The organism is Bradyrhizobium sp. AZCC 2262, assembly GCF_036924535.1.
In the GTDB taxonomy this organism is placed as follows: Bacteria; Pseudomonadota; Alphaproteobacteria; order Rhizobiales; family Xanthobacteraceae; genus Bradyrhizobium.
Map to the genome: position 1 here is coordinate 4,122,150 of NZ_JAZHRT010000001.1, position 19,647 is coordinate 4,141,796.

Below are 19,647 nucleotides of genomic sequence, written 5' to 3' on the forward strand. Positions count from 1 at the left end.
GCGAAATCGAAATTTCAGTGGAACTTGCCATGACCGCCACCGACACGCCCCGCCTGCCCGCCACCTTCAACCGACTGGCCTGGTCCAACCTCGCCGCGCAGTCGGCCGAACAGATTGCGCTCGCCGCAGCGCCGATCGTTGCGGTGCTGCTGCTCGGCGTCGGCGAAGGCCAGACCGGCCTGTTGCAGACCGCGCTGACGCTGCCCTTCATCCTGTTCGCGATTCCCGCAGGTCTGCTCGCCGACCGCATCTCGCGGCGCTGGGTGATGGCCGGCTCCGAAGCGCTGCGCGCCGCGGCATTGGCCGGAATCCTGCTGCTGATCTGGCTGGGGCAAATGACGCTGCCGCTGCTTTCGCTGCTCGGCTTCACCGCGGTATGTGGAACGGTGGCCTACAGCGTCGCCGCACCCGCGTTGGTGCCGTCGCTGGTGACCCCGGAACAATTGCCCGCGGCGAACGCGCGGATCGAACTGGCGCGCACGATCGCGTTCGCCAGCGGTCCGGCGCTCGGCGGCGTGCTGGTCGGATGGGTGGGCGCGGCTCCCGCGTTCGGCTTTGCCGCAGCGTTGTCCGTGATCGCGGTCGTGCTGCTGTCGGGTATCTATGAGCCGGTGCGCGCGCCCGCCCCGCGCCGCCATCCGCTGCAGGACATCAAGGAGGGCGCTACGTTCGTGCTGCATCATCCGCTGCTGCGGCCGGTGTTCATCACGCAGTTCATCTTCAACACCGCATCCTTCCTGCTGCTCGCCGTGTTCGTGCCCTATGCGGTGCGGCATCTCGGCCTCTCCGCCACCGGCGTCGGCACCACGCTTGCCATGTACGGCGTCGGCATGGTGGTCGGCGCGCTCGCAGCAACAAGGGTGATGAAGCGGCTTGCCTTCGGTACGGTCATCGGGCTTGGACCGGTGACCGGCTTCATCGCTGCGGCCGTGATGGCGCTGACCACGATCGTTCCGACGCCGCTATTGGCAGGACTGAGCTTCTTCCTGCTCGGCGTCGGCCCGATCCTGTGGGTAATCTCGACCACGACGCTGCGGCAATCGGTGACGCCGCCGTCGCTGTTGGGCCGCGTCTCCGCCATCAACATCATGAGCTATGGCGCCCGTCCGCTCGGTTCCGCGCTCGGCGCCATCGTCGGCGGCCTCTACAGCGCCGAAGCCTGCCTCTATCTCGCAGCCATCATTTTCGGCGCGCAGGCGCTGGTGATCCTGCTGTCGCCCGCGGTCTCGCTGGCGCGGCAGCCGGACATGGTGGGCGAAGCGGCAGGGTGTTAGCCGGCTGGCCGAAACCTTTCCACGTCACGATGGATTGCTTCGCTACGCTCGCAATGACGGCGTGAGCACATATTTCGTTCCAAAATGGCCGTTCTTGGCCATTATCGCTTTTCAATCCCGCTTTATATGATATGTATAATTTCATACAAACGGGAACCACCATGACCGACCAGACCGCCGCGATCGAGGCCAGCCCCCGTACCGAGGCCCCCTCCACCGTCCTGCAGATCGCCGTTTTGGCAGGCCTTGCCGCGACCGGCACGCTCGCCACGAATATCCTGCTGCCGTCGCTGCCACAGATGGCGGCGGCGCTGAACGTCACCAGCGCGGCAGTGACCTCGGCAATCACGATCTTTCTCGCCGTGTTCGCGGTCGGTCAGCTCGCGGTCGGGCCGATCTCGGACCGCTACGGCCGCCGCTGGCCGGTCCTGATCGGATTTGCCGTCTTCTTTGCCGGCAGCGTCTGGTGCGCGCTGGCGACCGACCTGACCAGCCTCCTGATCGGCCGCGTGATCCAGGCCGCGGGCGCCTGCGCCACCTCGGTGCTGTCCCGCGCGATCGCCCGCGACATGTTTTCGGGCGCCGCATTGGCGCGCGCGATGGCGCTGATCATGATCGCGATGGCCGCAGCACCCGGTTTCTCGCCGCTGCTCGGCGGCGCGCTCGATCACGCGTTCGGCTGGCGCTCCGAGTTCGTCCTGGTCGCGGCCTTTGCGGCGCTCGGCGCCGTCGCTTACGGCACCGTGTTCGGCGAGACCCATCACGCCACACGCACCCCGCTCGATCCGCTCGCCATCGCCAAGAACTATTTTGGCCTGATCGCCGACCGCCGCTTCGTGGTGCCGGCCGCGACCGTCAGCCTGATCATGGGCGAACTGTTCTCGATGTTCTCGGCCGCGCCGCGCGTGCTGATCGAAGCGATGCATTTTACGCCGATTCAGCTCGGCCTGTTCTTCGCCGGTACGGTGCTGATCGTATTCGCCGCCGGCATGCTCGCGACCAGGCTTGCGCCGCGCTACGGCCTCGACCGTTCGATCCGCGGCGGGCTGTTGGTGGCCGCCACCGGCAGCATCGCGATGCTGCTGGTCTCGCTGTACAGCCCCTCCTTCCTTCCGTTTCTCGCCGCCATGAGCGTGTTCCTGCTCGGCATGGGCGTCGTCAACCCGCTGGGAACGGCGCAGGCGCTCTCGCCATTCGGCGAGAAGGCGGGCGCGGCGTCGGCGCTGGTCGGCTTCTGGCAAATGATGACAGCCGCCATCGGCGTCTGGCTCGCCGCCACGATCTCGCACGAGGCGCTGTTCGCGCTTGGCGTGGTGCTGACGGTGTTTTCGCTTGCCGCGGTGGGGCTTTACACGTTGCGAGCAAAGGCCCGCTAGGATTTGCGCCACGCCCCTCCGTCGATCGAAACGTCGCGGCCGTTCCAGTCGGTGCCGCGAAGATTCAGCTTCTCGTCGTCAAACGATAACGTATACTTTTGCTCGGCAGCGCCCGCGCCCAGTATCAAGCGCTGGATCACGAAGGTATGGTCATTCAACCAGCTTCCCTTCACCGCCGCTATTCCGACTTGGGTCGCATCACCCCGGCGATACAGCCCATCCAGTCCGATCGGGCCGCCCACCCTTCTGGACGGCGCGCCTGGGTCCCGGTTGTAAAACTCGAAGTCAATGCGCGGTTGCGGACCGGTGAGCGTCAGCGAGAGCGATTTCACACCCAATCCGTTGCCGGGAAATGTGTAGGTTTTTCCCGAGATCGCTGCCGCGGTTTCGGGCGTTGCGCCAACCTCGCTCGGCTTCTCCGTTGATACGTCGCGGATCGCGTTGGCGAGCACACCTGCGCCGTCGGGTGCCGGAGCTAACGCCGTCCCGGATTTGACCGCGTCGGTGATATAATTCACCATGAGGCCCAACGAATAAAAGTCCCTCGCCGTCGTCACGACAACGATATCCAAAGCCGGAAACACCATGATGACCTGATTATGGTATCCGACCGCCATGTAGACGTTCTTGTTGGGCAGAGCCCAGAAGAAGTTGGAATATCTCAGATCCGGTCCGGACTTCATGTTCATGTTGATCGTGGCGTGGCTTGCCTTTTCAATCCAGGCAGGCGGGACCAGCGTTTTGCCTTCCCATTCGCCATGCCTCAGATAGAGATAGCCGATCTTCGCCATGTCACGCGGCAGCAAAGCCAAACCGTTGCCGCCAGTCGAGACGCCCTGCGGATCGCGCCGCCAATTCCAATCGCGGATCCCCAGCGGACCGAACAGCCGGGCTTTGGCATAATCCGAAGTGCTCATCCCCGTCAGCTTGGTGAGAATGGCGGAGAGAAGGTGCGGATTGCCGCTGTTGTAGTTGAATAAATCTCCCGGCGTATTCGACATTGGACGATCGAGGATGAATTTGACCCAGTCCGCGCTGCGTTCCATTTCGAAAAAAGTAACGAACGGACCGTCCATCGGTTCGCGCCAGTCAATCCCGGAGGTCATGTCCAGCAGGTTCTGGACCGTGATCGCTTTCTTGCGGTCATCCAGATCGGCAACACCGCGGTCGGCAAAGAAGTCCAGCATCTTGCGATCCGGGCTGTCCAGCAGACCGTCCTTGACGGCCATCCCCGTCAAGGTGCCGATCACGGCCTTGGTGGCAGAGTTGATAACGTGTGGGATGTCAGCGGCATACGGAGCATAATAGGCATCCAGGACAATCCGCCCGTGCCGCGCAATCAGCAGACTGTCCAAGCTGCGGCTGGTTCCGAACGCCACCAGTTTGGCCAGCGCCGCCGAATCCATGCCCTGCTCTTCCGGCGTGGAGGTCTGCCACTCCTTGGTCGGCCAGATGGACTCTGCGCTGGCTTGAGGTTTGTCTTCAGATTTGCCTTCAGACTTGTCTTGGGCGTCAGCGCTCCAGATCGACGCCGCGAGCATGACTGCACCGAGAACAATCCCGGGGGCGGCAAATCTTGGGTTTTTCATCAGTGCCTCTTTTCGTTGCGATCTAGCTCGCCAGATACCGCTCGTACTTCCCCGCCACGACCTCGTCCGCGGCAATATCAGGATCGAGTGTGTAAAGGTCCTGCGCGCGGCCGATGCCGCGCAGCGCATAGCGGCCGGTGGACACCAGATAGTTCCGCCCCGCCGCATCGAGGCCCGCCCGGAACGCCGACGACATCAATAATTCCCGGTCGACCGAGCGGCACATCGAGGCGATGCGGCTGACCTCGTTGACGGCCGGCCCCACCACGGTGAAGTCGAGCCGGTCATCGCTGCCGATATTGCCGTAAAACACCTCGCCGACATGCAGGCCGACATGGGCCGACGTCACCGTGCGGCCCTCGGCGGTGCGGCGGGCGGTGAGCGCCCTCATGTTGCGGCGGAAGCGATGTTCGGCGCGCAGCGCCGCCCGCTTGGCCGCCGTCAAGTTCTCATGGGTGAACATCGCCAGCACACCGTCACCGATCAGCTTCAGCACCTCGCCGCCGGCGTCATGGATGGCGTCGATCGAGGCCTGCGCATAATCGTTGAGGAACGGAATGATCTCGCCGGGCTCGATGCTCTCGCTGATCGCGGTCGAGCCGCGCAGGTCAGAGAACCACAATACCGCGTTGATACGCTCGGTGACGCCGCGCGCGATCCGGCCGCGCAACACCTGTTCGGCCGCGTCGCGTCCGAGATAGACCCGGCCCAGCGTCTTGGCGATATCGGCCTGCGCCGCGCTCTTGATCGCAAGGCCCAGCACCGGCACGAGATCGCGGAGCGCCGCCAGCCCCTGCGCGCCAAAACCTTCGTCGCGCCGGGTTACCCAATAGGAATAGACGCAGTCCATCTGCCCCATGGTGCCGGCCTCGCCGAACCGGTGCACATAGGCCACCACATGCTTGTGACCTTTCTCGGCGAGATCGCCCATGAATTTGAAATTGTGGGGGGCGACGCTGCTGGCGAGGTCGACCGGCAGTTCTTCGTGGCCATTTTCAAGCATGTAATAGAAGACCGAACTCCGCCAAGCCTCCGCGGCTTCGCCCTCGTTGGTCGAGCCATATTCGAAGACGTCGCTTTCGTTGGTCTCGGCGTCGTTCCAGCGAAAGCCGCGGCCCTCGAAAATCGGGTGCAGCGTATCGATGAAGACCATCCCGCGCGATACGTGGAGGCCTTCGGCACAGCAGCGTTCGCAGAAACCGCGGATCATGTCATTTTCGGGCAGACCGGTGAGGCCCTGGCTGACCAGCCAGTTCATCAGGCGCAGACGGGGCGTGAGTTCCATACGCCATTATGCCGCGCAATCGTGACGGGTGGAAGGCTCGCCGCCTTCAACGTTTTGCGCGTGTGACGGCCTCGCCGTCCTCCTTGACGAAGGACTGAATGGGATTGTCGAGCAGATCAAGCACCAGCTCCGACGGCCGGCACAGCCGCACGCCCTTTGCCGTCACCACGATGGGCCGGTTGATAAGGATCGGATGAGCGAGCATGAAATCGATCAGCTCGTCATCGCTCCATTTGGGATCGGCAAGGCCAAGCTCCGCATAGGGCGTGCCTTTTTCGCGCAGCAGATCGCGTGGCGAGATGCCCAACGCCTTGATCAATTCGACCAGTCGCGCGCGGCTTGGCGGAGTTTTCAGATACTCAATGACCTCGGGCTCCTCGCCGCTCTGCCGGATCATCGCCAGCGTGTTGCGCGAGGTGCCGCAGGCGGGGTTGTGATAGATCGTGACGCTCATGGCCGGGCCTCCCTGGTCTTTGCCGCCTCGCCTGCCCCGCGCAGCAGCCAGTTCATGAAGATCAGCGCCACTACCGCGCCACAGAGCTCAGCCGCGATAAAGCCGGGCAGATCGGCGGGGCGAATGCCCGAAAACGTATTGGTCATCGAGCGCGCGATGGCAACGGCCGGATTGGCAAACGAGGTCGAGGCCGTGAACCAGTAGGCCGCGGTGATGTAGAGGCCGACCAGCCAGGGCACCGCCGTGCGGTTGAAGCGGATGCCGGCGAGGATGGTCGCCACCAGGCCGAATGCGGCGACGCCCTCGGCGAACCATTGCGCCCCGCCGGTTCGCATTTTCAGCGAGGTGTCGATCAGCGGCAGCGCGAACATCGCATGCGCGATCAAGGTTCCGGCGATTCCCCCGGCCACTTGCGCGGCAACGTAACCCAGCGCATCGCGCGGCGTCAGTTCGCCTTTCAAGACAAAGACCAGCGACACCGCGGGATTGAAATGCGCGCCCGAAACCGGTCCGAGAATGCTGATGAGAACCACCAGGATCGCGCCGGTCGGCAGCGTGTTGCCGAGCAGCGCAAGTGCGACGTCCTTGGTCAGGGTTTCGGCCATGATGCCGGAACCGACCACGGTCGCAACCAACAGCGCGGTCCCGAGCGCTTCGGCGGCGAGCCGGCGCGGCAAATCAAATTCGGGCATTAGCTGGCTTTCTGATGGCCTGAACTTGAACCATCGGTCCGGCCGATGTCCCGCAACTTCGTCCCGAGCGACAGTCGATCGATGCCTTCAAGCGGCAGGCTGGTGAACGCGGTAATTCGATTTTTGAGGTAGCGGAAGGCCGCGACAAACGCCGCTTCCTTCTCCATATCGGTACCCTCAACCGCGGCTGGGTCTTCGATCCCCCAATGCGCCGTCATCGGCTGGCCCGGCCACACCGGACAGGCTTCGCCGGCCGCATTGTCGCAAACCGTGAAAACGAAATCCATCACGGGGGCATTGCTGCGCGCGAACTCTTCCCAACTCTTCGAGCGCAATTCGTCCGTGGGGTAGTCGAGACGGTTCAGAACCTTGATCGCAAGCGGGTTGACCGTCCCCTTCGGCTGGCTGCCGGCGGAGTAAGCGCGAAAATTGCGGCGACCGTCCTTGCGCAGGATCGATTCTGCAAGGATGGAGCGGGCGGTATTGCCGGTGCACAGAAAGAGAACGTTGTAGATGCGTTCAGACATGCGCTTTCCTCCTCGACTTCGGCGGACAACACGGCGTGAGATCTTCAATCAGCGGGCCGCAGATTTCAGGTCGCCCGTCGCAACAGTCCCTGAGCATAAACAGCACCACGGACTGAAAGGACTTTAGGTCGGCCCGATAGACAATCGAGCGGCTGATGCGCCGTGCTGTCACGAGCCCTGCCCGCGACAGGATCGCCAGATGCGACGACATGGTGTTTTGCGGCACCGCAAGTGCTTTTGCGATGTCACCGGCAGCAAGCCCGTCCGGCTCGTGTTTCGCGAGCAGCCTGAAGACATCCAGGCGGGTGGATTGGGCGAGCGCTGCAAGGGCGAGAATGGCATGCTCAGATTCCATATATCCAGACTTATGGATATAATTTGGAACTGTCAATCCGTTGCTCAAGTCGGCGCGCCGCCACCAGATTGCGGGAGTAGCCTAAGCAGCTTGCCAGGCGCAGAAAACCGGTGAAGACATGACTGACGGCGACACGACGATCGTAGCGGGAATAGTGATTCCTTCGACCTCCCCGATCTTCCTGACCATTGTGGCATTCCACGTCATGCTCGGGACATTCTGCGTCGTGACGGGCATTGTCGCGATGCTGAGCCCCAAGCGTCCCGGCCGGCATCCGACCTTCGGGTCGCTTTATTTCTGGTCGCTGGCACTCGTCTTTCTGTCGGCAAGCGTCCTGTCGTTCGTACGCTGGAATGAGGATTTCCACCTCTTCATTCTCGGATTGCTCGGCTTCGGGGCCGCGATCCTGGCCCGCGAGGCGGTTCGACGGCGACCACGCCACTGGGCAAAAATGCACCTCATCGGAATGGGAGCGTCATACATCTTCCTGCTGACCGCTTTTTACGTCGACAACGGCAAGAGCCTCCCGCTCTGGAAAGAGCTTCCCTCCCTCGCCTACTGGATCGTGCCGGCCGCGTTCGGAGTGCCGCTGATCGCACGGGCGCTGCTGCGGCATCCGCTGGCGCGGCGATTCTGAGCTATTTCGATAATTCTAGAAATACAGTTGACGAGCCGCTTGCCCGCTGGCACAATGCCGTCATGAAACTCGATGACGCCGCCGCCCATCTCGAAGCGCTGGGCAATCCGACTAGGCTGAAAATCTACCGCGCGCTGATCCGCGCCGGTGGCGCCGGGCTGGCGGTTGGCCGCCTGCAGGAAAAACTGAAGATCGCGCCCTCCACCCTCTCCCACCACATCAAGGCGCTGGTGGTGGTCGGCCTCGTGACCCAGGTGCGCGATGCGACGACGCTGATCTGCCACGCCAATTACGAAGTGATGCGGGAGCTGGTGAGTTTTCTGGTTGCGGAATGCTGCACTGAAAGCGCCGAAACAACGGATGCCAAGACCGCGGCATAGCGCGCCGCGTTTTTTCGACCATTATTTCGATATTTCTAGTTTTATGGGAGGACAACGTGAGCGAAGTCAAAACCGTCGCAATCATCGGAGCCGGCCCGGTCGGCCTTGCCGCCGCAGCCCATGTGCTGGAGCGCGGCCTGCAGCCGATCGTACTGGAAGCCGGCGACCATGTCGGCCACGCCATGCGGGCGTGGGGTCACGTGCAACTGTTCTCGCCGTGGGAATACAACGTCGACAAGGCTGCGGCGCGCTTGCTGGCGACGACCGGCTGGAATTCGCCCGCGCCCGACCAGTATCCGACTGGCGTGGAGATGGTTGAACGCTACCTCGAACCGCTCGCCAACAACACCGCGCTCAGACCGCACATTCAGAAGTCGAGCCGCGTCACCGGCATCAGCCGCGTTGGCTTCGACAAGATGAAGACCAGGGGCCGCGAAAAGGCTCCCTTCGAAATTCGATACCAAAACGGTCAAGGTCCGAAGGTCGTGAAAGCCGACGCGGTCATCGACGCATCCGGTACCTGGCATTCGCCGAATCCGGCGGGCGCCAATGGTCTGCCCGCCATCGGCGAGACGCAGGTGGCGGACCGGATCGCCTATGGCATGCCCGACGTGCTGGGGAAGAACCGCGGGCGCTATGCCGGCAAGACCGTCGCCGTGCTCGGCGCAGGTCACTCCGCAATCGGCACACTGACCGATCTCGCAAAGCTCGCGCTCGAAGCGCCAGGGACCCAGCCGATCTGGCTGCTGCGCGGCAACGATCCCGCCAAGGCGTTTGGCGGGGGCGCCAACGACAAGCTGGTCGCCCGCGGTGAACTCGGCGCCGTCTTCGCCGCGCTGGTGACGGCGGGCCGGATCAGGGCCGAAAGCGAATTCCGCGTTTCGCATCTTATCCCTGACGGCCCTCGCCTTGTCGTGGGCGCCCTCTCCGCCTGCTCGGCCCGTCGGGTCATCGTTGACGAACTCATCGTGGCGACGGGCTTTCGGCCGGACCTCGACTTTGCGCGCGAGCTGCGTATCCGGCTCGATCCGGCGATCGAATGTCCGGTAGCGCTGGCGCCGCTGATCGATCCCAACGAGCATAGCTGCGGCACCGTGCGGCCGCACGGTGCGCGCGAACTGGCGCAGGACGAGCCCGGCTTCTATTTCGCCGGCATGAAATCATATGGCCGCGCGCCGACCTTCCTGATGCTCACGGGATACGAACAGGTGCGTTCGATCGCAGCCGAAATCGCCGGCGACCGCGCGGCCGCACAGCGCGTCGAACTGGTGCTGCCCGAGACCGGCGTCTGCAGCCGCTCACTCGCACCAGATGCCAGCAATTGTTGCGGCGGTCCTGCATTATCCGCTGTTGACGCTTGTTGCGTCGCGGATGAGAAAGCAAAGCAGCAAGGTAAAACAGGCTGCGGCTGCGCGGCCTGAAATAGGGAGTGGGCGGAATCTCGCTGGAAGGCCGATCCGTTATCGTCGCGATGTGCGTGGGGCAGCTTGGCAGCCTGCTCCCGCACGTCGTCGTGCCCTCCATTCTCGCCGCGTTCCTGATTCCGGAATGGCATTTGAGCGGCGCGCAGGCCGGCCTGCTGGCGGGTTCGGGCGCAGCCGGCTACATGCTGACGGTGCCGGTATTGGCAACACTGACCGATCGCATCGACGCGCGCAAAATCCTGATCGCAGGCTCGGCGTTGAGCGCGCTCGGGACATTGCTGTTCGGTGTCTTCGCTACTGGCCTGTGGTCGGGCGCCCTCTTCAACGCTATCGCCGGTGTCGGCTTCGCGGGTGCTTATATGCCGGGCCTCAAGGCGCTCACGGACCGGCTCGCGCCCGGCGATTCATCCCGCGCGATCACGCTCTATACGTCGAGCTTCTCGCTTGGCGTTGGCCTGTCGTTTCTGGTCTCCCAACTCGTTGCGGAAGCCTGGGGCTGGCGCAGCGCATTTTTCGTCACCGCCGCCGGGCCGCTGGTGATGCTCACCGTCTGCTTGCTGCTGCGGCCGGTCGAACCGAAGCCGTCGACGGGACGCCTGCTGGATTTCGCGCCAGTATTCCAGAACAGGAAAGCGATGGGTTTCGTCCTCGGCTACGGCGCGCACTGCTTCGAGATCTATGGGATCAGGACCTGGATCGTCGGGTTCTGGACCTTCGTCGCTGCGCGAAACTCCGACGCGCCGATCCTGACGCCGATCGTCGTCAGCGTGCTGTTCTCGCTTCTTGCAATGCCCGCCAGCATTCTCGGCAACGAGTTTGCGCTTCGCTTCGGACGCCATCGTGCCATAACGATCCTGATGATTAGTTCTGCGGCCGTGGCGCTCCTGATCGGCGCGCTCGCCGACAAATCGCCCTGGCTTTTGCTGCCATTGATCCTTGTTTATGCCATCACGGTACCCGCCGATTCCGGCGCTTTGACCTCGGGCATGTCGATGGCGGCTGACCCCCATTACCGCGGAGCGACCATGGCCGTGCACTCCACCGTCGGCTTCAGCCTGTCCGCGCTCGGCGCCTGGGCGCTCGGCGTGGCGCTGGATGCCGCCGGCGGCCCGCAGAACTCATCGGCATGGATGGCGGCGTTCTCGGTGCTGGCGGCAGGCGTCCTGCCGGGGCCGTTGGCGCTGATGTGGTCGAGAAGAGAGACGATGCAATCGTGAACCAGCTTCCGATCATTCTGGCGCTCGGCACGACCCAGACGCTGGCCTGGGCTTCGAGCTATTACGTGCCCGCAATCCTCGCCGATCCGATCGCGCGCGATCTCGGGGTTTCCTCGAACTGGGTGTTTGGCGCCTTTTCGGCATCGCTGGTGCTCTCCGCACTGATCGGCCCACGCGTCGGCCGCCAGATCGATCTGGTCGGCGGCAGGTCCGTGCTGTCGATGTCCAATCTGGTGCTGGCGGCGGGACTCGCGCTGCTCGGCTTCACCACCTCGATCCCCATGCTTGTGATCGCCTGGCTGCTGCTCGGCGTCGGCATGGGCGCCGGCCTCTACGATGCCGCCTTTGCGGCGCTCGGGCGCATCCATGGCGATGCGGCCCGCCGCTCGATCACCGGCATCACGCTGCTTGCGGGGTTTGCCTCGACGGTCGGCTGGCCGCTGTCGGCGTGGGGCCTGGAGACCATCGGCTGGCGCAACACCTGCTTTGCCTGGGCGGCGGCGCATATTTTAATCGGCCTGCCGCTTAACCTCTTGATGCTCCCCGCCGTGAAGGGCGCGAAGGCGGCGGTAGCGGCAGCGGTCAAGCCGCATATCCCGATCGATCGCACCATGATCGTACTGGCATTCACATTTGCCGCCGCATGGACCGTCACCGGCGCGATGGCCGCGCACCTGCCACGCATCATGGAGGCGGCCGGCGCGACCTCCACGCAGGCGGTGTTCGCCGGTGCGCTGATCGGCCCGGCCCAGGTAGCCGGCCGGATCTTCGAGGCGAGCTTTCTCAGCCGGTACCATCCGCTGGTCTCGACCAAACTTGCCTGCATCACGCATCCGATCGGCGCGGCGATTCTGGGGCTGGCCGGCGGCAGCGCGGCCAGCGTGTTCGCGGTCTTTCACGGCTCGGGCAACGGCGTCCTGACCATTGCGCGCGGCACGCTGCCGCTCGCGATCTTCGGCCCGGAGAATTACGGCTATCGCCTCGGCATCATCGGCGCGCCGGCGCGAATGGCGCAGGCTGCGGCCCCCCTGCTGTTCGGGCTGCTGATCGACGCCATGGGCAGCCGGGTCCTGATCGTCACCTCCGCGCTTAGCATCCTGGCGTTGCTGGCGCTGTTCCTGCTGCGCAAGGGACCGCGGGTCCAGGAGTGAGGGCAGAAGCAAATTGGCCCCTCCCACATCGCCCTGCCCATGCACTAGGATGTCCCGGTCATGTCCCCGATCACCCGCATCAATCCACCCGAGCTCGGAACGCCGCCTGGCTATTCCCAGATCGTCGAAGTCCACGCCGCACGCATCATCTTTATCGCCGGTCAGACCGCGCTCGATCGTGACGGCAATGTGGTCGGCAGCAATGATTTTGCAGCCCAGGCGGAGCAGGTGTTTCGAAACCTCGCGATTGCGCTGGAGGCCCGCGGCTGCACGCCGGCCAATCTGGTAAAGCTCACGGTATTCCTCACCGACATGGATAATCTCGGCCCCTACCGCGAAGCCCGAGACCGCTTCTTCGCCTCGGTGACACCACCGGCGGCGCCCGCCGTGACGCTGGTCGAGGTATCGAAACTCTACGGTCCGGATTTCCTCATCGAGATCGAGGCCATTGCCGCGGCGTAAGCCGTGCGCAGCTACGGCTGCTTGATCTCGGACGTCGCGATCCATATGCCCGCAAACACCGCGACCAGCCCGATAACCAGGTTGGGCGTGATCGGCTCGCCGACGAGCTGCGTGGCGAGCAATCCTGCGGCAACCGGATTGACCGTCATGGTGTTGGCCACGCGCGTCGGCGATGCCCGCTCCAGCGCCAGCACCCACAGGATGAACGCGAGCGCACCGCCGGCGACGCCGAGATAAATGCCGGCGATCCATTGCGGCGTGCTGAACTGGCTCAATGCCACGACGCTTCCCGTCAGCGCCCCGACCACGACCAGGGCTGCGGCGCCGGTCCCCATACCGACGGTGAGGAAGCCAAGCGCGCTGGAGCGCTGGATGAACGGGCGGGACCAGACGTTATAGAACGCCATGCAGAGCACGGCGCCGGTCATGATCAGTTCGCCGCGCCACGCGCCCGGCGGCGCGGCTGACAATCCGGTAGCGAGCGCGGCGATGACGCCGAGCACCGCAACACAGACGCCGATCGATTTCCGTTTCGTCAACGGCTCGATGCCGAGTATGGCGCCGACCACCATCGTGTGCAGCGGCAATGTCGCCAGCGCGAGCGAGGCGCGCGCCGCGGTCGTGTAGGACATCGCGATATTGTAGAGAACGAAGAAGACGCCGAAGAAGCAAAAGCCCAGCGCAGCGACGGCCGGCCAGTCCCGGCGTTGCGGCCATCGCGCCCTCAGCAACAGCGTCGCCGGCAGCACGCAACAAAACCCGATCGCCCAGCGCAGGATCGCAAGCGTAATCGGATCGGTGTTGCCCGCGAGATAGCGCGTGATCGCCGCCGCACTCCCGCCGAGGCAACTCGAGACCAGCGCGATCGTGACCCCAACCCATTCGCCCACGCGGTCCCCCCGTATGTTGTCAACATGTCTTGTTCAATCCGGTTGTGGCATCTTGCCGGTCAGCAAAGCCTCCGCAACTACCTGGCAGGTACTCATGGCGCATCGGCACGATTTCGCAGCAAGCCTTCGGTTGTGGCGGCGCAAAAGGAGCCTGTCGCAGCTTGAACTCGCCGGTCGGACCAACATCTCGCAGCGGCACCTGAGTTTCCTCGAACTCGGCCGCGCATCGCCGAGCCGCGACATGGTGATACGGCTCGCCATGGCCCTCGACGTGCCGCTGCGCCAGCACAATTCGCTGCTGATGGCGGCCGGCTTCGCGCCCGTGTGGCGGCAGACCAACCTCGCCGCTCCCGAGTTCGTTCAAATTCGCACCGCGCTCGATTTCATGCTGGCCCAGCAAGAACCGTTTCCTGCCGTCGCGGTCGATCGGCACTGGAATCTGCTGCAAAGCAATTCCGGCGCCGTCCGTTTGGTCGAATTCCTGGTCGGGCCATTGGCACCGGACGCCGCGATCAATCTGGCCGACGCGTTGGTCGCTCCGGACGTGCTGCGGCCTTACCTTGTAAACTGGGTCGACGTGGTCGGCTATTTCGTCCGAAGCGTGGAAGCCGACGCTGCCGCCGACGGATCGGCGGAGACCGCGGCCCTTCTGAAGCGATTGCTGGCTTATGAAGGCGTCCAGGCGGCGGTCGATGCGCCGCTGGCCGAACCGGCGATCACGCCGGTGCTGCCAATGCATTTTCGCAAAGGCACGACCGATCTGCGGCTGTTCACGACCATCGCGACGCTGGGCATCCCGCAGGACATTACGCTGCAGGAGCTTCGCATCGAGAGCTTCTTTCCCATGGATGGGGCGACCGCCAATGTGCTGCGCGGATGGTCCGAACAAGGCGCGGCTGGGGCGGCAGTTACCGGATGAGAGTGCGTCCATCCGATGGCGGCAGATGTCATCTTCTTGTGGGTGCCCTGCCGGGTCGTGCAGGCGAGCATCGGCCACATCGCGACGAATTGGCCCGACACGCTAATTTTCGCGTCAATCCATTGGTAAATTTCAATCAATTGCGCTGATCCGGCATAGCATGCCGTCAAGAAGTTTTTGTCATGAAGAACTGGCCGGAACCCCGGGTTCCGGTGGTTTCGAGGCTCCGGTAGGTTGGAGCTTCCAGGCTCTGGAATTGGCTATGAATGAAGCGATCCGCTTACGTGAATTGGAAGCCGAGTGCCGTCAGCGCGCGCTGAGCGAGCCGGACAAGAAATGGTACTGGCTCGCGCAGGCCGCCAAATACCAGGTGCAGGCAAACCAAAAACTCGCCTTTCATTCGGAAGAGGCCAATGCGCCCGACTCTCCGGAGATCAAGCTGGTGCAATGGTCCCATGCCCGTGATGAGCGACGAGTGATGGAACCCCTCCCCGATGGACGGCGACCGCCCTGGTAGTCGCGCCTGAAAAGCTCTAACGCCCCTGCTCCTCCGGCGGCTTGATATGGCGGAACGAGAACAGGAGCGCGAGATCGTAGGCGATCTTCAGCGTGCCGCAGACCACCAGCGGCAGCCCCGTAAACGACGTCATCAATAGCGCGCCCGAGATCGCCGGGCTGATCGCGGATGCGAGGCTGCGCGGCACGGCGGTGACGCTGGCGGCCGCCGGCCGTTCGGCCGGCGTCACCACGGCCATGACGTAGGAGGTGCGGGTCGGCACGTCCATCTGCGACAGCGCCGAGCGCAACAGCAACAATCCGAGCGCCACGTACAGGTTCGGCGAGAACGCCGCCAGGATCAGGAAGATGCTGGAGGGAATGTGCGTGAACACCATGGTGTTGACGAGGCCGATGCGTTTGGCAATCCAGGCGGCGACCGGATAGGAAAAGGCACTGAGCGTGCTCGACCAGAAGAAAAACAATCCGGCCGCGGACAATGACAGGTCGAAACGCTCGAACAGCCAGAGCACCAGCAGGGACTGCGCGACGAAACCGCCGGCAAAGGCATCGATGCTGAACAGTGCTGCGAGCTTGTAGACGGTGCCACGCGATGGCCCGAGAGGCGTCTGCGGCGCCTTCTCCTCGCCACGAGTGTGCGGCACGTAGCGATAGAGCGCGGCGCTCAGTATCCCGAGCGCGGCATATGCATAAAACATCACGCGGAACGCGCCGAGCGTGGTGCCGCCGTGCGAAACCAGGAAATCAGGCAAGGTTGCCGCAAGCGAGCCGGCGGCGGTGCAGAGTGCCCCGATCAGGCTGTAGCGCGCAAACACCTCGGTCCGGCGGTCGTCGGTGGCGCTCTTCGCCAGCACCGCGTGTTCGAGCGGAACCAGCACGCCGAGGTCGCCGCCCGAGGGGTTGATGGTGCCGATGAACGCCACGAGCGCGATCAGGACGAAGTGCTCTACGCCGGGAAATGCAAGCCCGGTCGCAGCCATCAGGCCTGCGCCAAAGATCAGGAGCGCGCGCAGGTCATGACGCGGCGCGATCCAGCCTGTGATCAGCGTCAGCAGCGCCGTTCCCAGCAGCGATGCGGTCGCAACGATGCCGACTGCTATGGCGTCGTAGCCCAGCGCCGTCATATAGGCCGGCAGAATGATGATGGCGAAACCGTCGCCAAAGCCGCGCAGGCCGCGCGCGACATAGAGCAACTTGATCAGCGCGGTTCCGGTTGAAGCCTTTGGTTCAGTCGCGATATCGGCCATTCCTGCGTTCCCGTTACGGCAAGACGGTGATCTTGAACTGATCGAAGCGCGTCACGCTGTCGGACTTGGTCCACAGCGCCACGCCGCCGGCCTCGGCAAAAGTCTTGTCCGTCGCGCTGAATAATTTCTTGCCATCGAAGGAGACCGTGAAGCGCTGGCCTTCCGCGCGTAAGCCGAGCGTATGCCATTCATTGGGGCTGACCCTCAAATTGGCGCCATCCAGTTGCTCGCGCCGGCCGGCGACGACGCGATAGAAGCGCACGTTATCCTCCAGCGCATTGGCGCGGGCCACATAGTAATTGTCGGCATCCAACAGCCGCACGGCGATGCCGCCAGCCTGATCCGTCTTGCCCGCAACTGCCTTGAATCTGACTTCGACGTCGACATTGGCGGCCGACAGGTTCTCGTGGATCGCGAGCGGAAACCGGTAATCGGTGCGGTCGGTGCTGGTCTGCTCGATCACCTTGCCTGCTGCGGCGGTCCGATCTTCAGTAACGGTCCATTTCCCCTCGCTGCCCTGGCCGGTTCGCGCAAACGAAAATCCCGCCGGGGGCGATCCGGGCGTCATACGATCAATGGCAATCATGGCGGCTCCTGTTTGTGCGGACGCGAACAGCGTCGCGTCCGCGAGGAAACACGCGGCGAGAAAAGCGGTCAGAACTGATCTGCGGGGGCAAAAAAATATCGGCCCGTTCCCGTCCATGCGCAATCCTCGACACGTCGAGTGGTGCGCAGAGCTTGGACGGAAGGGCCGTCTAACGGGGAGCCTGCTTTATCCCCGATGCCGGCCAAGCTAGGACTGAATGCGGGATTCCGCAAGCCTTCCGTCGGGAACAGTGCGGCCCCAGTTGACAGCACCAGCCGCAGGCGGTTAATTCCGCCCATGGGGATTTTGCGATCTCCCCACGAGGCGACATGCCCAAGTATCGCGTCCCGTTTTCTCTTACGAGGGCGCAACCATGTCATCCTACACCACGATATCTCCAGACAAGCTTTCCAAACTGATCGGCACGGCGAACATGCCGGCCCTGATCGACGTTCGTACCGACGAGGATTTCGCCGCCGATCAGCGGCTGATTCCTGGCGCCATCAGGCGTAATCATCAGGACGCTGGCGACTGGAGCGGCAAATTTTCCGGCAACTCAGCCATCGTCGTCTGCATGCGCGGGGCAAAGCTCGCGCAAGGCACGGCCGCCTGGTTGCGGCATGCCAATGTTGCCGCGGAGACGCTTGAAGGCGGCTTTGAAGGCTGGAAGGAGGCAAACCTCCCGCTGGTGAACGCGTCAAAACTGCCGCCGCGTGACGCGCAGGGTCGCACCGTCTGGGTGACCAGGGCGCGGCCGAAGATCGATCGCATCGCCTGCCCCTGGCTGGTCCGCCGGTTCGTCGATCCGAACGCGGTGTTCCTGTTCGTAGCGCCTTCCGAGGTTGTCGCCGTCGGCGAGCGCTTCAACGCGGCCCCCTTCGACATTGAAAATGTGTTCTGGAGCCATCGCGGCGAACTCTGCACCTTTGACGTGATGATCGAGGAATTCGGGTTGGCGACGCCGCCCTTGCTGCGGCTGGCGGCGATGGTCCGCGGCGCCGATACCGGGCGGCTCGATCTGTCACCGGAAGCGCCCGGACTGCTCGCCGCCTCGCTCGGCCTGTCGCGCATATTCGACGACGATCTCGAGCAGCTGGAGGCCGGCATGTTGTTGTACGACGCGTTCTATCGCTGGTGCCGCGACGCGTCCGGCGAGACGCACAACTGGCCCACCAACAAGGCGAAATCGTAATGGATGCCACGATGGACAAGACGACCGGGGCCGGCGCAAGCCGCGACCTCGGTCACGGCATCAGTTTTGGTGAAGCCTTCCGGGTCTGGCTGCGGGTCGCCGTATTGAGTTTCGGCGGCCCGGCCGGACAGATCGCGGTGATGCACCGCATCCTGGTCGAGGAGAAGAACTGGATCTCCGAGAGCCGGTTCCTGCATGCGCTGAACTACTGCATGCTGCTGCCGGGACCGGAGGCGCAGCAACTTGCGACCTATATCGGCTGGCTGCTGCACCGGACCGCCGGCGGCATCATGGCCGGCGGCCTGTTCATCCTGCCCGGCATCATCGCCATCATGGGACTGAGCTACGTCTACGCGGCCTACGGCAATGTCGGCTTCGTCGAGGCGGTGTTCTTCGGATTGAAGGCTGCGGTGCTCGCGATCGTGGTCCAGGCCGTTGTTCGGGTCGGCAAGCGCGCGCTGCGTAACCGGCTGATGATCGCACTCGCCGCGATCGCCTTCGTCGCGATCTTCTTTTTCAACGTCCCCTTCCCGATCATCATCATTGCGGCCGGCGTGATCGGATACTTCGGCGCGCGCAGCGGACGGCCGGAATTCGCCGCCGTCGAACACGGCGGCGGCAACAGGAAGACGGCGGCAGTCGACAGCCTGCTCGGCGAGGAATTGCCTGATCACGTTCGTCCCACGGTGGCACGCGCGCTCAGAGTGAGCTCAGTGTGGCTGTTGCTATGGGTGATACCAGTGGCAGCGCTCCTGATCGGGCTTGGACAGGCCAACGTGTTCAGCCAGATCGCGCTGTTCTTTTCCAAGATGGCGATGGTGACGTTCGGCGGCGCCTACGCGGTGCTGGCCTACGTCGCCCAGCAGGCGGTCGAGCATTATCACTGGCTGCAGCCGCGCGAGATGCTCGACGGCCTCGGCATGGCCGAGACCACGCCGGGCCCGCTGATCATGGTGCTGCAGTTCGTGGGCTTCATGGCGGCCTACCGCGATCCCGGCACGCTGTCGCCGATGCTCGCCGCCACGCTTGGCGGCTTGCTGGCGACCTGGGTCACCTTCATCCCCTGCTTCCTCTGGATCTTCCTCGGCGCGCCCTATATCGAGACGCTGCGTGGCAACAAGGGGCTGGCGGGCGCGCTCACGGCGATCACCGCTGCCGTGGTCGGCGTGATCCTGAATCTTTCGATCTGGTTCGGATTGCACACGCTGTTCCGGCAGACCATCCCGGTTCGCTCGTTCGGGCTGTCGTTCGACATGCCGGTGTGGGGAAGCCTCGATATTGCGGCTTTCGTGCTGGCGGCTGCCGCTGCGACCGCGATTTTCCGTCTCAACATCGGGATGTTGTGGGTGCTGTCGGGATCGTGCGCGGCGGGAGTGATGATGCGGTTTGCGGGGATGGCTTGAGCGTAGCCGCGATCTCGTAGGATGGGTGGAGCGAAGCGATACCCATCAATTGCCGTTCAAAGGTGATGGGT

The 19,647-nt window shown here is 63.9% G+C and carries 21 protein-coding genes; 12 read left to right on the plus strand and 9 right to left on the minus strand.

From position 1 onward, the window contains the following. The first annotated feature begins 29 nt into the window (after window positions 1-29). Together V1283_RS19690 and V1283_RS19695 are read left to right on the plus strand one after the other, a co-directional pair. Complete coding sequence (locus V1283_RS19690) at window positions 30-1,274, plus strand: MFS transporter (protein ID WP_334388095.1); 1,245 nt, start codon at window positions 30-32, stop codon at window positions 1,272-1,274. Between the two features lie 161 nt (window positions 1,275-1,435). Further along, on the plus strand, window positions 1,436-2,650 hold the full coding sequence (locus tag V1283_RS19695; RefSeq protein ID WP_334388096.1) for a multidrug effflux MFS transporter: 1,215 nt from the start codon (window positions 1,436-1,438) through the stop codon (window positions 2,648-2,650). Here V1283_RS19695 and V1283_RS19700 read toward each other — a convergent pair. The 6 genes from V1283_RS19700 to V1283_RS19725 are packed head-to-tail and all read right to left on the minus strand — an operon-like array spanning window position 2,647 to window position 7,552. Then, window positions 2,647-4,239: a serine hydrolase domain-containing protein gene (locus V1283_RS19700; RefSeq protein WP_334388097.1), complete on the minus strand. Its 1,593-nt coding sequence runs from the start codon at window positions 4,237-4,239 to the stop codon at window positions 2,647-2,649. The two genes, V1283_RS19695 and V1283_RS19700, sit on opposite strands and share 4 nt — an antisense overlap. 22 nt (window positions 4,240-4,261) lie before the next feature. Continuing rightward, window positions 4,262-5,524 carry an adenylate/guanylate cyclase domain-containing protein gene (locus V1283_RS19705; RefSeq protein WP_334388098.1) on the minus strand — a complete coding sequence of 421 codons (1,263 nt, stop codon included), beginning with the start codon at window positions 5,522-5,524 and terminating at the stop codon, window positions 4,262-4,264. Window positions 5,525-5,570: 46 nt separating this feature from the next. Further along, window positions 5,571-5,978, minus strand: a complete 408-nt coding sequence (arsC, locus tag V1283_RS19710) for an arsenate reductase (glutaredoxin) (RefSeq protein WP_334388099.1) — start codon at window positions 5,976-5,978, stop codon at window positions 5,571-5,573. After that, the gene (locus tag V1283_RS19715; protein WP_334388100.1) at window positions 5,975-6,670 is read right to left on the minus strand and encodes an MIP/aquaporin family protein; all 696 of its coding nucleotides are present in this window, start codon (window positions 6,668-6,670) and stop codon (window positions 5,975-5,977) included. Before V1283_RS19715 ends, arsC begins: the two co-directional genes overlap by 4 nt. Continuing rightward, window positions 6,670-7,197 carry an arsenate reductase ArsC gene (locus tag V1283_RS19720; RefSeq protein ID WP_334388101.1) on the minus strand — a complete coding sequence of 176 codons (528 nt, stop codon included), beginning with the start codon at window positions 7,195-7,197 and terminating at the stop codon, window positions 6,670-6,672. The genes V1283_RS19715 and V1283_RS19720 overlap by 1 nt, the downstream gene beginning before the upstream one ends. Beyond that, window positions 7,190-7,552, minus strand: a complete 363-nt coding sequence (locus V1283_RS19725) for an ArsR/SmtB family transcription factor (RefSeq protein WP_334393103.1) — start codon at window positions 7,550-7,552, stop codon at window positions 7,190-7,192. The genes V1283_RS19720 and V1283_RS19725 overlap by 8 nt, the downstream gene beginning before the upstream one ends. 118 nt (window positions 7,553-7,670) lie before the next feature. On the opposite strand from V1283_RS19725, the gene V1283_RS19730 reads away from it, so the two are divergent. From V1283_RS19730 to V1283_RS19755, 6 genes are all read left to right on the plus strand, one after another. Continuing rightward, window positions 7,671-8,189, plus strand: a complete 519-nt coding sequence (locus V1283_RS19730) for a hypothetical protein (RefSeq protein WP_334388102.1) — start codon at window positions 7,671-7,673, stop codon at window positions 8,187-8,189. 62 nt (window positions 8,190-8,251) lie between these two features. Then, entirely contained in the window at window positions 8,252-8,569 is a 318-nt protein-coding gene (locus V1283_RS19735; protein ID WP_334388103.1) for an ArsR/SmtB family transcription factor, read from the plus strand. A 56-nt stretch (window positions 8,570-8,625) separates the two neighbouring features. Further along, window positions 8,626-9,990 (plus strand): NAD(P)-binding domain-containing protein, encoded by a 1,365-nt coding sequence (locus tag V1283_RS19740; RefSeq protein ID WP_334388104.1) that lies wholly within the window; start codon window positions 8,626-8,628, stop codon window positions 9,988-9,990. 50 nt (window positions 9,991-10,040) lie between these two features. After that, entirely contained in the window at window positions 10,041-11,210 is a 1,170-nt protein-coding gene (locus tag V1283_RS19745; protein WP_334393105.1) for an MFS transporter, read from the plus strand. Beyond that, on the plus strand, window positions 11,207-12,361 hold the full coding sequence (locus tag V1283_RS19750) for an MFS transporter (protein ID WP_334388105.1): 1,155 nt from the start codon (window positions 11,207-11,209) through the stop codon (window positions 12,359-12,361). Before V1283_RS19745 ends, V1283_RS19750 begins: the two co-directional genes overlap by 4 nt. Before the next feature lie 60 nt (window positions 12,362-12,421). Then, a complete protein-coding gene (locus tag V1283_RS19755; RefSeq protein WP_334388106.1) occupies window positions 12,422-12,823 on the plus strand; it encodes a RidA family protein in 402 nt (133 codons plus the stop codon). A gap of 11 nt (window positions 12,824-12,834) precedes the next feature. On the opposite strand, the gene V1283_RS19760 is transcribed toward V1283_RS19755, so the two are convergent. Beyond that, entirely contained in the window at window positions 12,835-13,713 is an 879-nt protein-coding gene (locus V1283_RS19760; protein WP_334388107.1) for a DMT family transporter, read from the minus strand. Window positions 13,714-13,807: 94 nt separating this feature from the next. Here V1283_RS19760 and V1283_RS19765 point away from each other — a divergent pair, with 94 nt between their 5' ends. Then, window positions 13,808-14,632 carry a helix-turn-helix domain-containing protein gene (locus V1283_RS19765; protein WP_334388108.1) on the plus strand — a complete coding sequence of 275 codons (825 nt, stop codon included), beginning with the start codon at window positions 13,808-13,810 and terminating at the stop codon, window positions 14,630-14,632. Window positions 14,633-14,894: 262 nt separating this feature from the next. After that, complete coding sequence (locus V1283_RS19770) at window positions 14,895-15,149, plus strand: hypothetical protein (RefSeq protein ID WP_334388109.1); 255 nt, start codon at window positions 14,895-14,897, stop codon at window positions 15,147-15,149. 16 nt (window positions 15,150-15,165) lie between these two features. Here V1283_RS19770 and V1283_RS19775 read toward each other — a convergent pair whose 3' ends face one another. Next, window positions 15,166-16,395, minus strand: coding sequence for an MFS transporter (locus tag V1283_RS19775; protein ID WP_334388110.1), 1,230 nt, complete (start codon window positions 16,393-16,395; stop codon window positions 15,166-15,168). A gap of 13 nt (window positions 16,396-16,408) precedes the next feature. Next, window positions 16,409-16,981 carry a hypothetical protein gene (locus V1283_RS19780; protein ID WP_334388111.1) on the minus strand — a complete coding sequence of 191 codons (573 nt, stop codon included), beginning with the start codon at window positions 16,979-16,981 and terminating at the stop codon, window positions 16,409-16,411. Between the two features lie 373 nt (window positions 16,982-17,354). Between V1283_RS19780 and V1283_RS19785 the strand changes: the two genes are divergently transcribed. Together V1283_RS19785 and chrA are read left to right on the plus strand one after the other, a co-directional pair. After that, window positions 17,355-18,173 carry a sulfurtransferase/chromate resistance protein gene (locus V1283_RS19785; protein WP_334388112.1) on the plus strand — a complete coding sequence of 273 codons (819 nt, stop codon included), beginning with the start codon at window positions 17,355-17,357 and terminating at the stop codon, window positions 18,171-18,173. Window positions 18,174-18,184: 11 nt separating this feature from the next. Further along, a complete protein-coding gene (gene chrA, locus V1283_RS19790) occupies window positions 18,185-19,576 on the plus strand; it encodes a chromate efflux transporter (protein WP_334388113.1) in 1,392 nt (463 codons plus the stop codon). Window positions 19,577-19,647: the final 71 nt, after the last annotated feature.

Bases quoted from the DNA above. Each gene is read 5' to 3' on its own strand.
- V1283_RS19690 (WP_334388095.1), top strand. From the start codon at position 30: ATGACCGCCACCGACACGCCCCGCCTGCCCGCCACCTTCAACCGACTG.
- V1283_RS19695 (WP_334388096.1), top strand. From the start codon at position 1,436: ATGACCGACCAGACCGCCGCGATCGAGGCCAGCCCCCGTACCGAGGCC.
- V1283_RS19700 (WP_334388097.1), bottom strand. From the start codon at position 4,239: ATGAAAAACCCAAGATTTGCCGCCCCCGGGATTGTTCTCGGTGCAGTC.
- V1283_RS19705 (WP_334388098.1), bottom strand. From the start codon at position 5,524: ATGGAACTCACGCCCCGTCTGCGCCTGATGAACTGGCTGGTCAGCCAG.
- arsC (WP_334388099.1), bottom strand. From the start codon at position 5,978: ATGAGCGTCACGATCTATCACAACCCCGCCTGCGGCACCTCGCGCAAC.
- V1283_RS19715 (WP_334388100.1), bottom strand. From the start codon at position 6,670: ATGCCCGAATTTGATTTGCCGCGCCGGCTCGCCGCCGAAGCGCTCGGG.
- V1283_RS19720 (WP_334388101.1), bottom strand. From the start codon at position 7,197: ATGTCTGAACGCATCTACAACGTTCTCTTTCTGTGCACCGGCAATACC.
- V1283_RS19725 (WP_334393103.1), bottom strand. From the start codon at position 7,552: ATGGAATCTGAGCATGCCATTCTCGCCCTTGCAGCGCTCGCCCAATCC.
- V1283_RS19730 (WP_334388102.1), top strand. From the start codon at position 7,671: ATGACTGACGGCGACACGACGATCGTAGCGGGAATAGTGATTCCTTCG.
- V1283_RS19735 (WP_334388103.1), top strand. From the start codon at position 8,252: ATGAAACTCGATGACGCCGCCGCCCATCTCGAAGCGCTGGGCAATCCG.
- V1283_RS19745 (WP_334393105.1), top strand. From the start codon at position 10,041: ATGTGCGTGGGGCAGCTTGGCAGCCTGCTCCCGCACGTCGTCGTGCCC.
- V1283_RS19755 (WP_334388106.1), top strand. From the start codon at position 12,422: ATGTCCCCGATCACCCGCATCAATCCACCCGAGCTCGGAACGCCGCCT.
- V1283_RS19765 (WP_334388108.1), top strand. From the start codon at position 13,808: ATGGCGCATCGGCACGATTTCGCAGCAAGCCTTCGGTTGTGGCGGCGC.
- V1283_RS19770 (WP_334388109.1), top strand. From the start codon at position 14,895: ATGAATGAAGCGATCCGCTTACGTGAATTGGAAGCCGAGTGCCGTCAG.
- V1283_RS19775 (WP_334388110.1), bottom strand. From the start codon at position 16,395: ATGGCCGATATCGCGACTGAACCAAAGGCTTCAACCGGAACCGCGCTG.
- V1283_RS19780 (WP_334388111.1), bottom strand. From the start codon at position 16,981: ATGATTGCCATTGATCGTATGACGCCCGGATCGCCCCCGGCGGGATTT.
- V1283_RS19785 (WP_334388112.1), top strand. From the start codon at position 17,355: ATGTCATCCTACACCACGATATCTCCAGACAAGCTTTCCAAACTGATC.
- chrA (WP_334388113.1), top strand. From the start codon at position 18,185: ATGGACAAGACGACCGGGGCCGGCGCAAGCCGCGACCTCGGTCACGGC.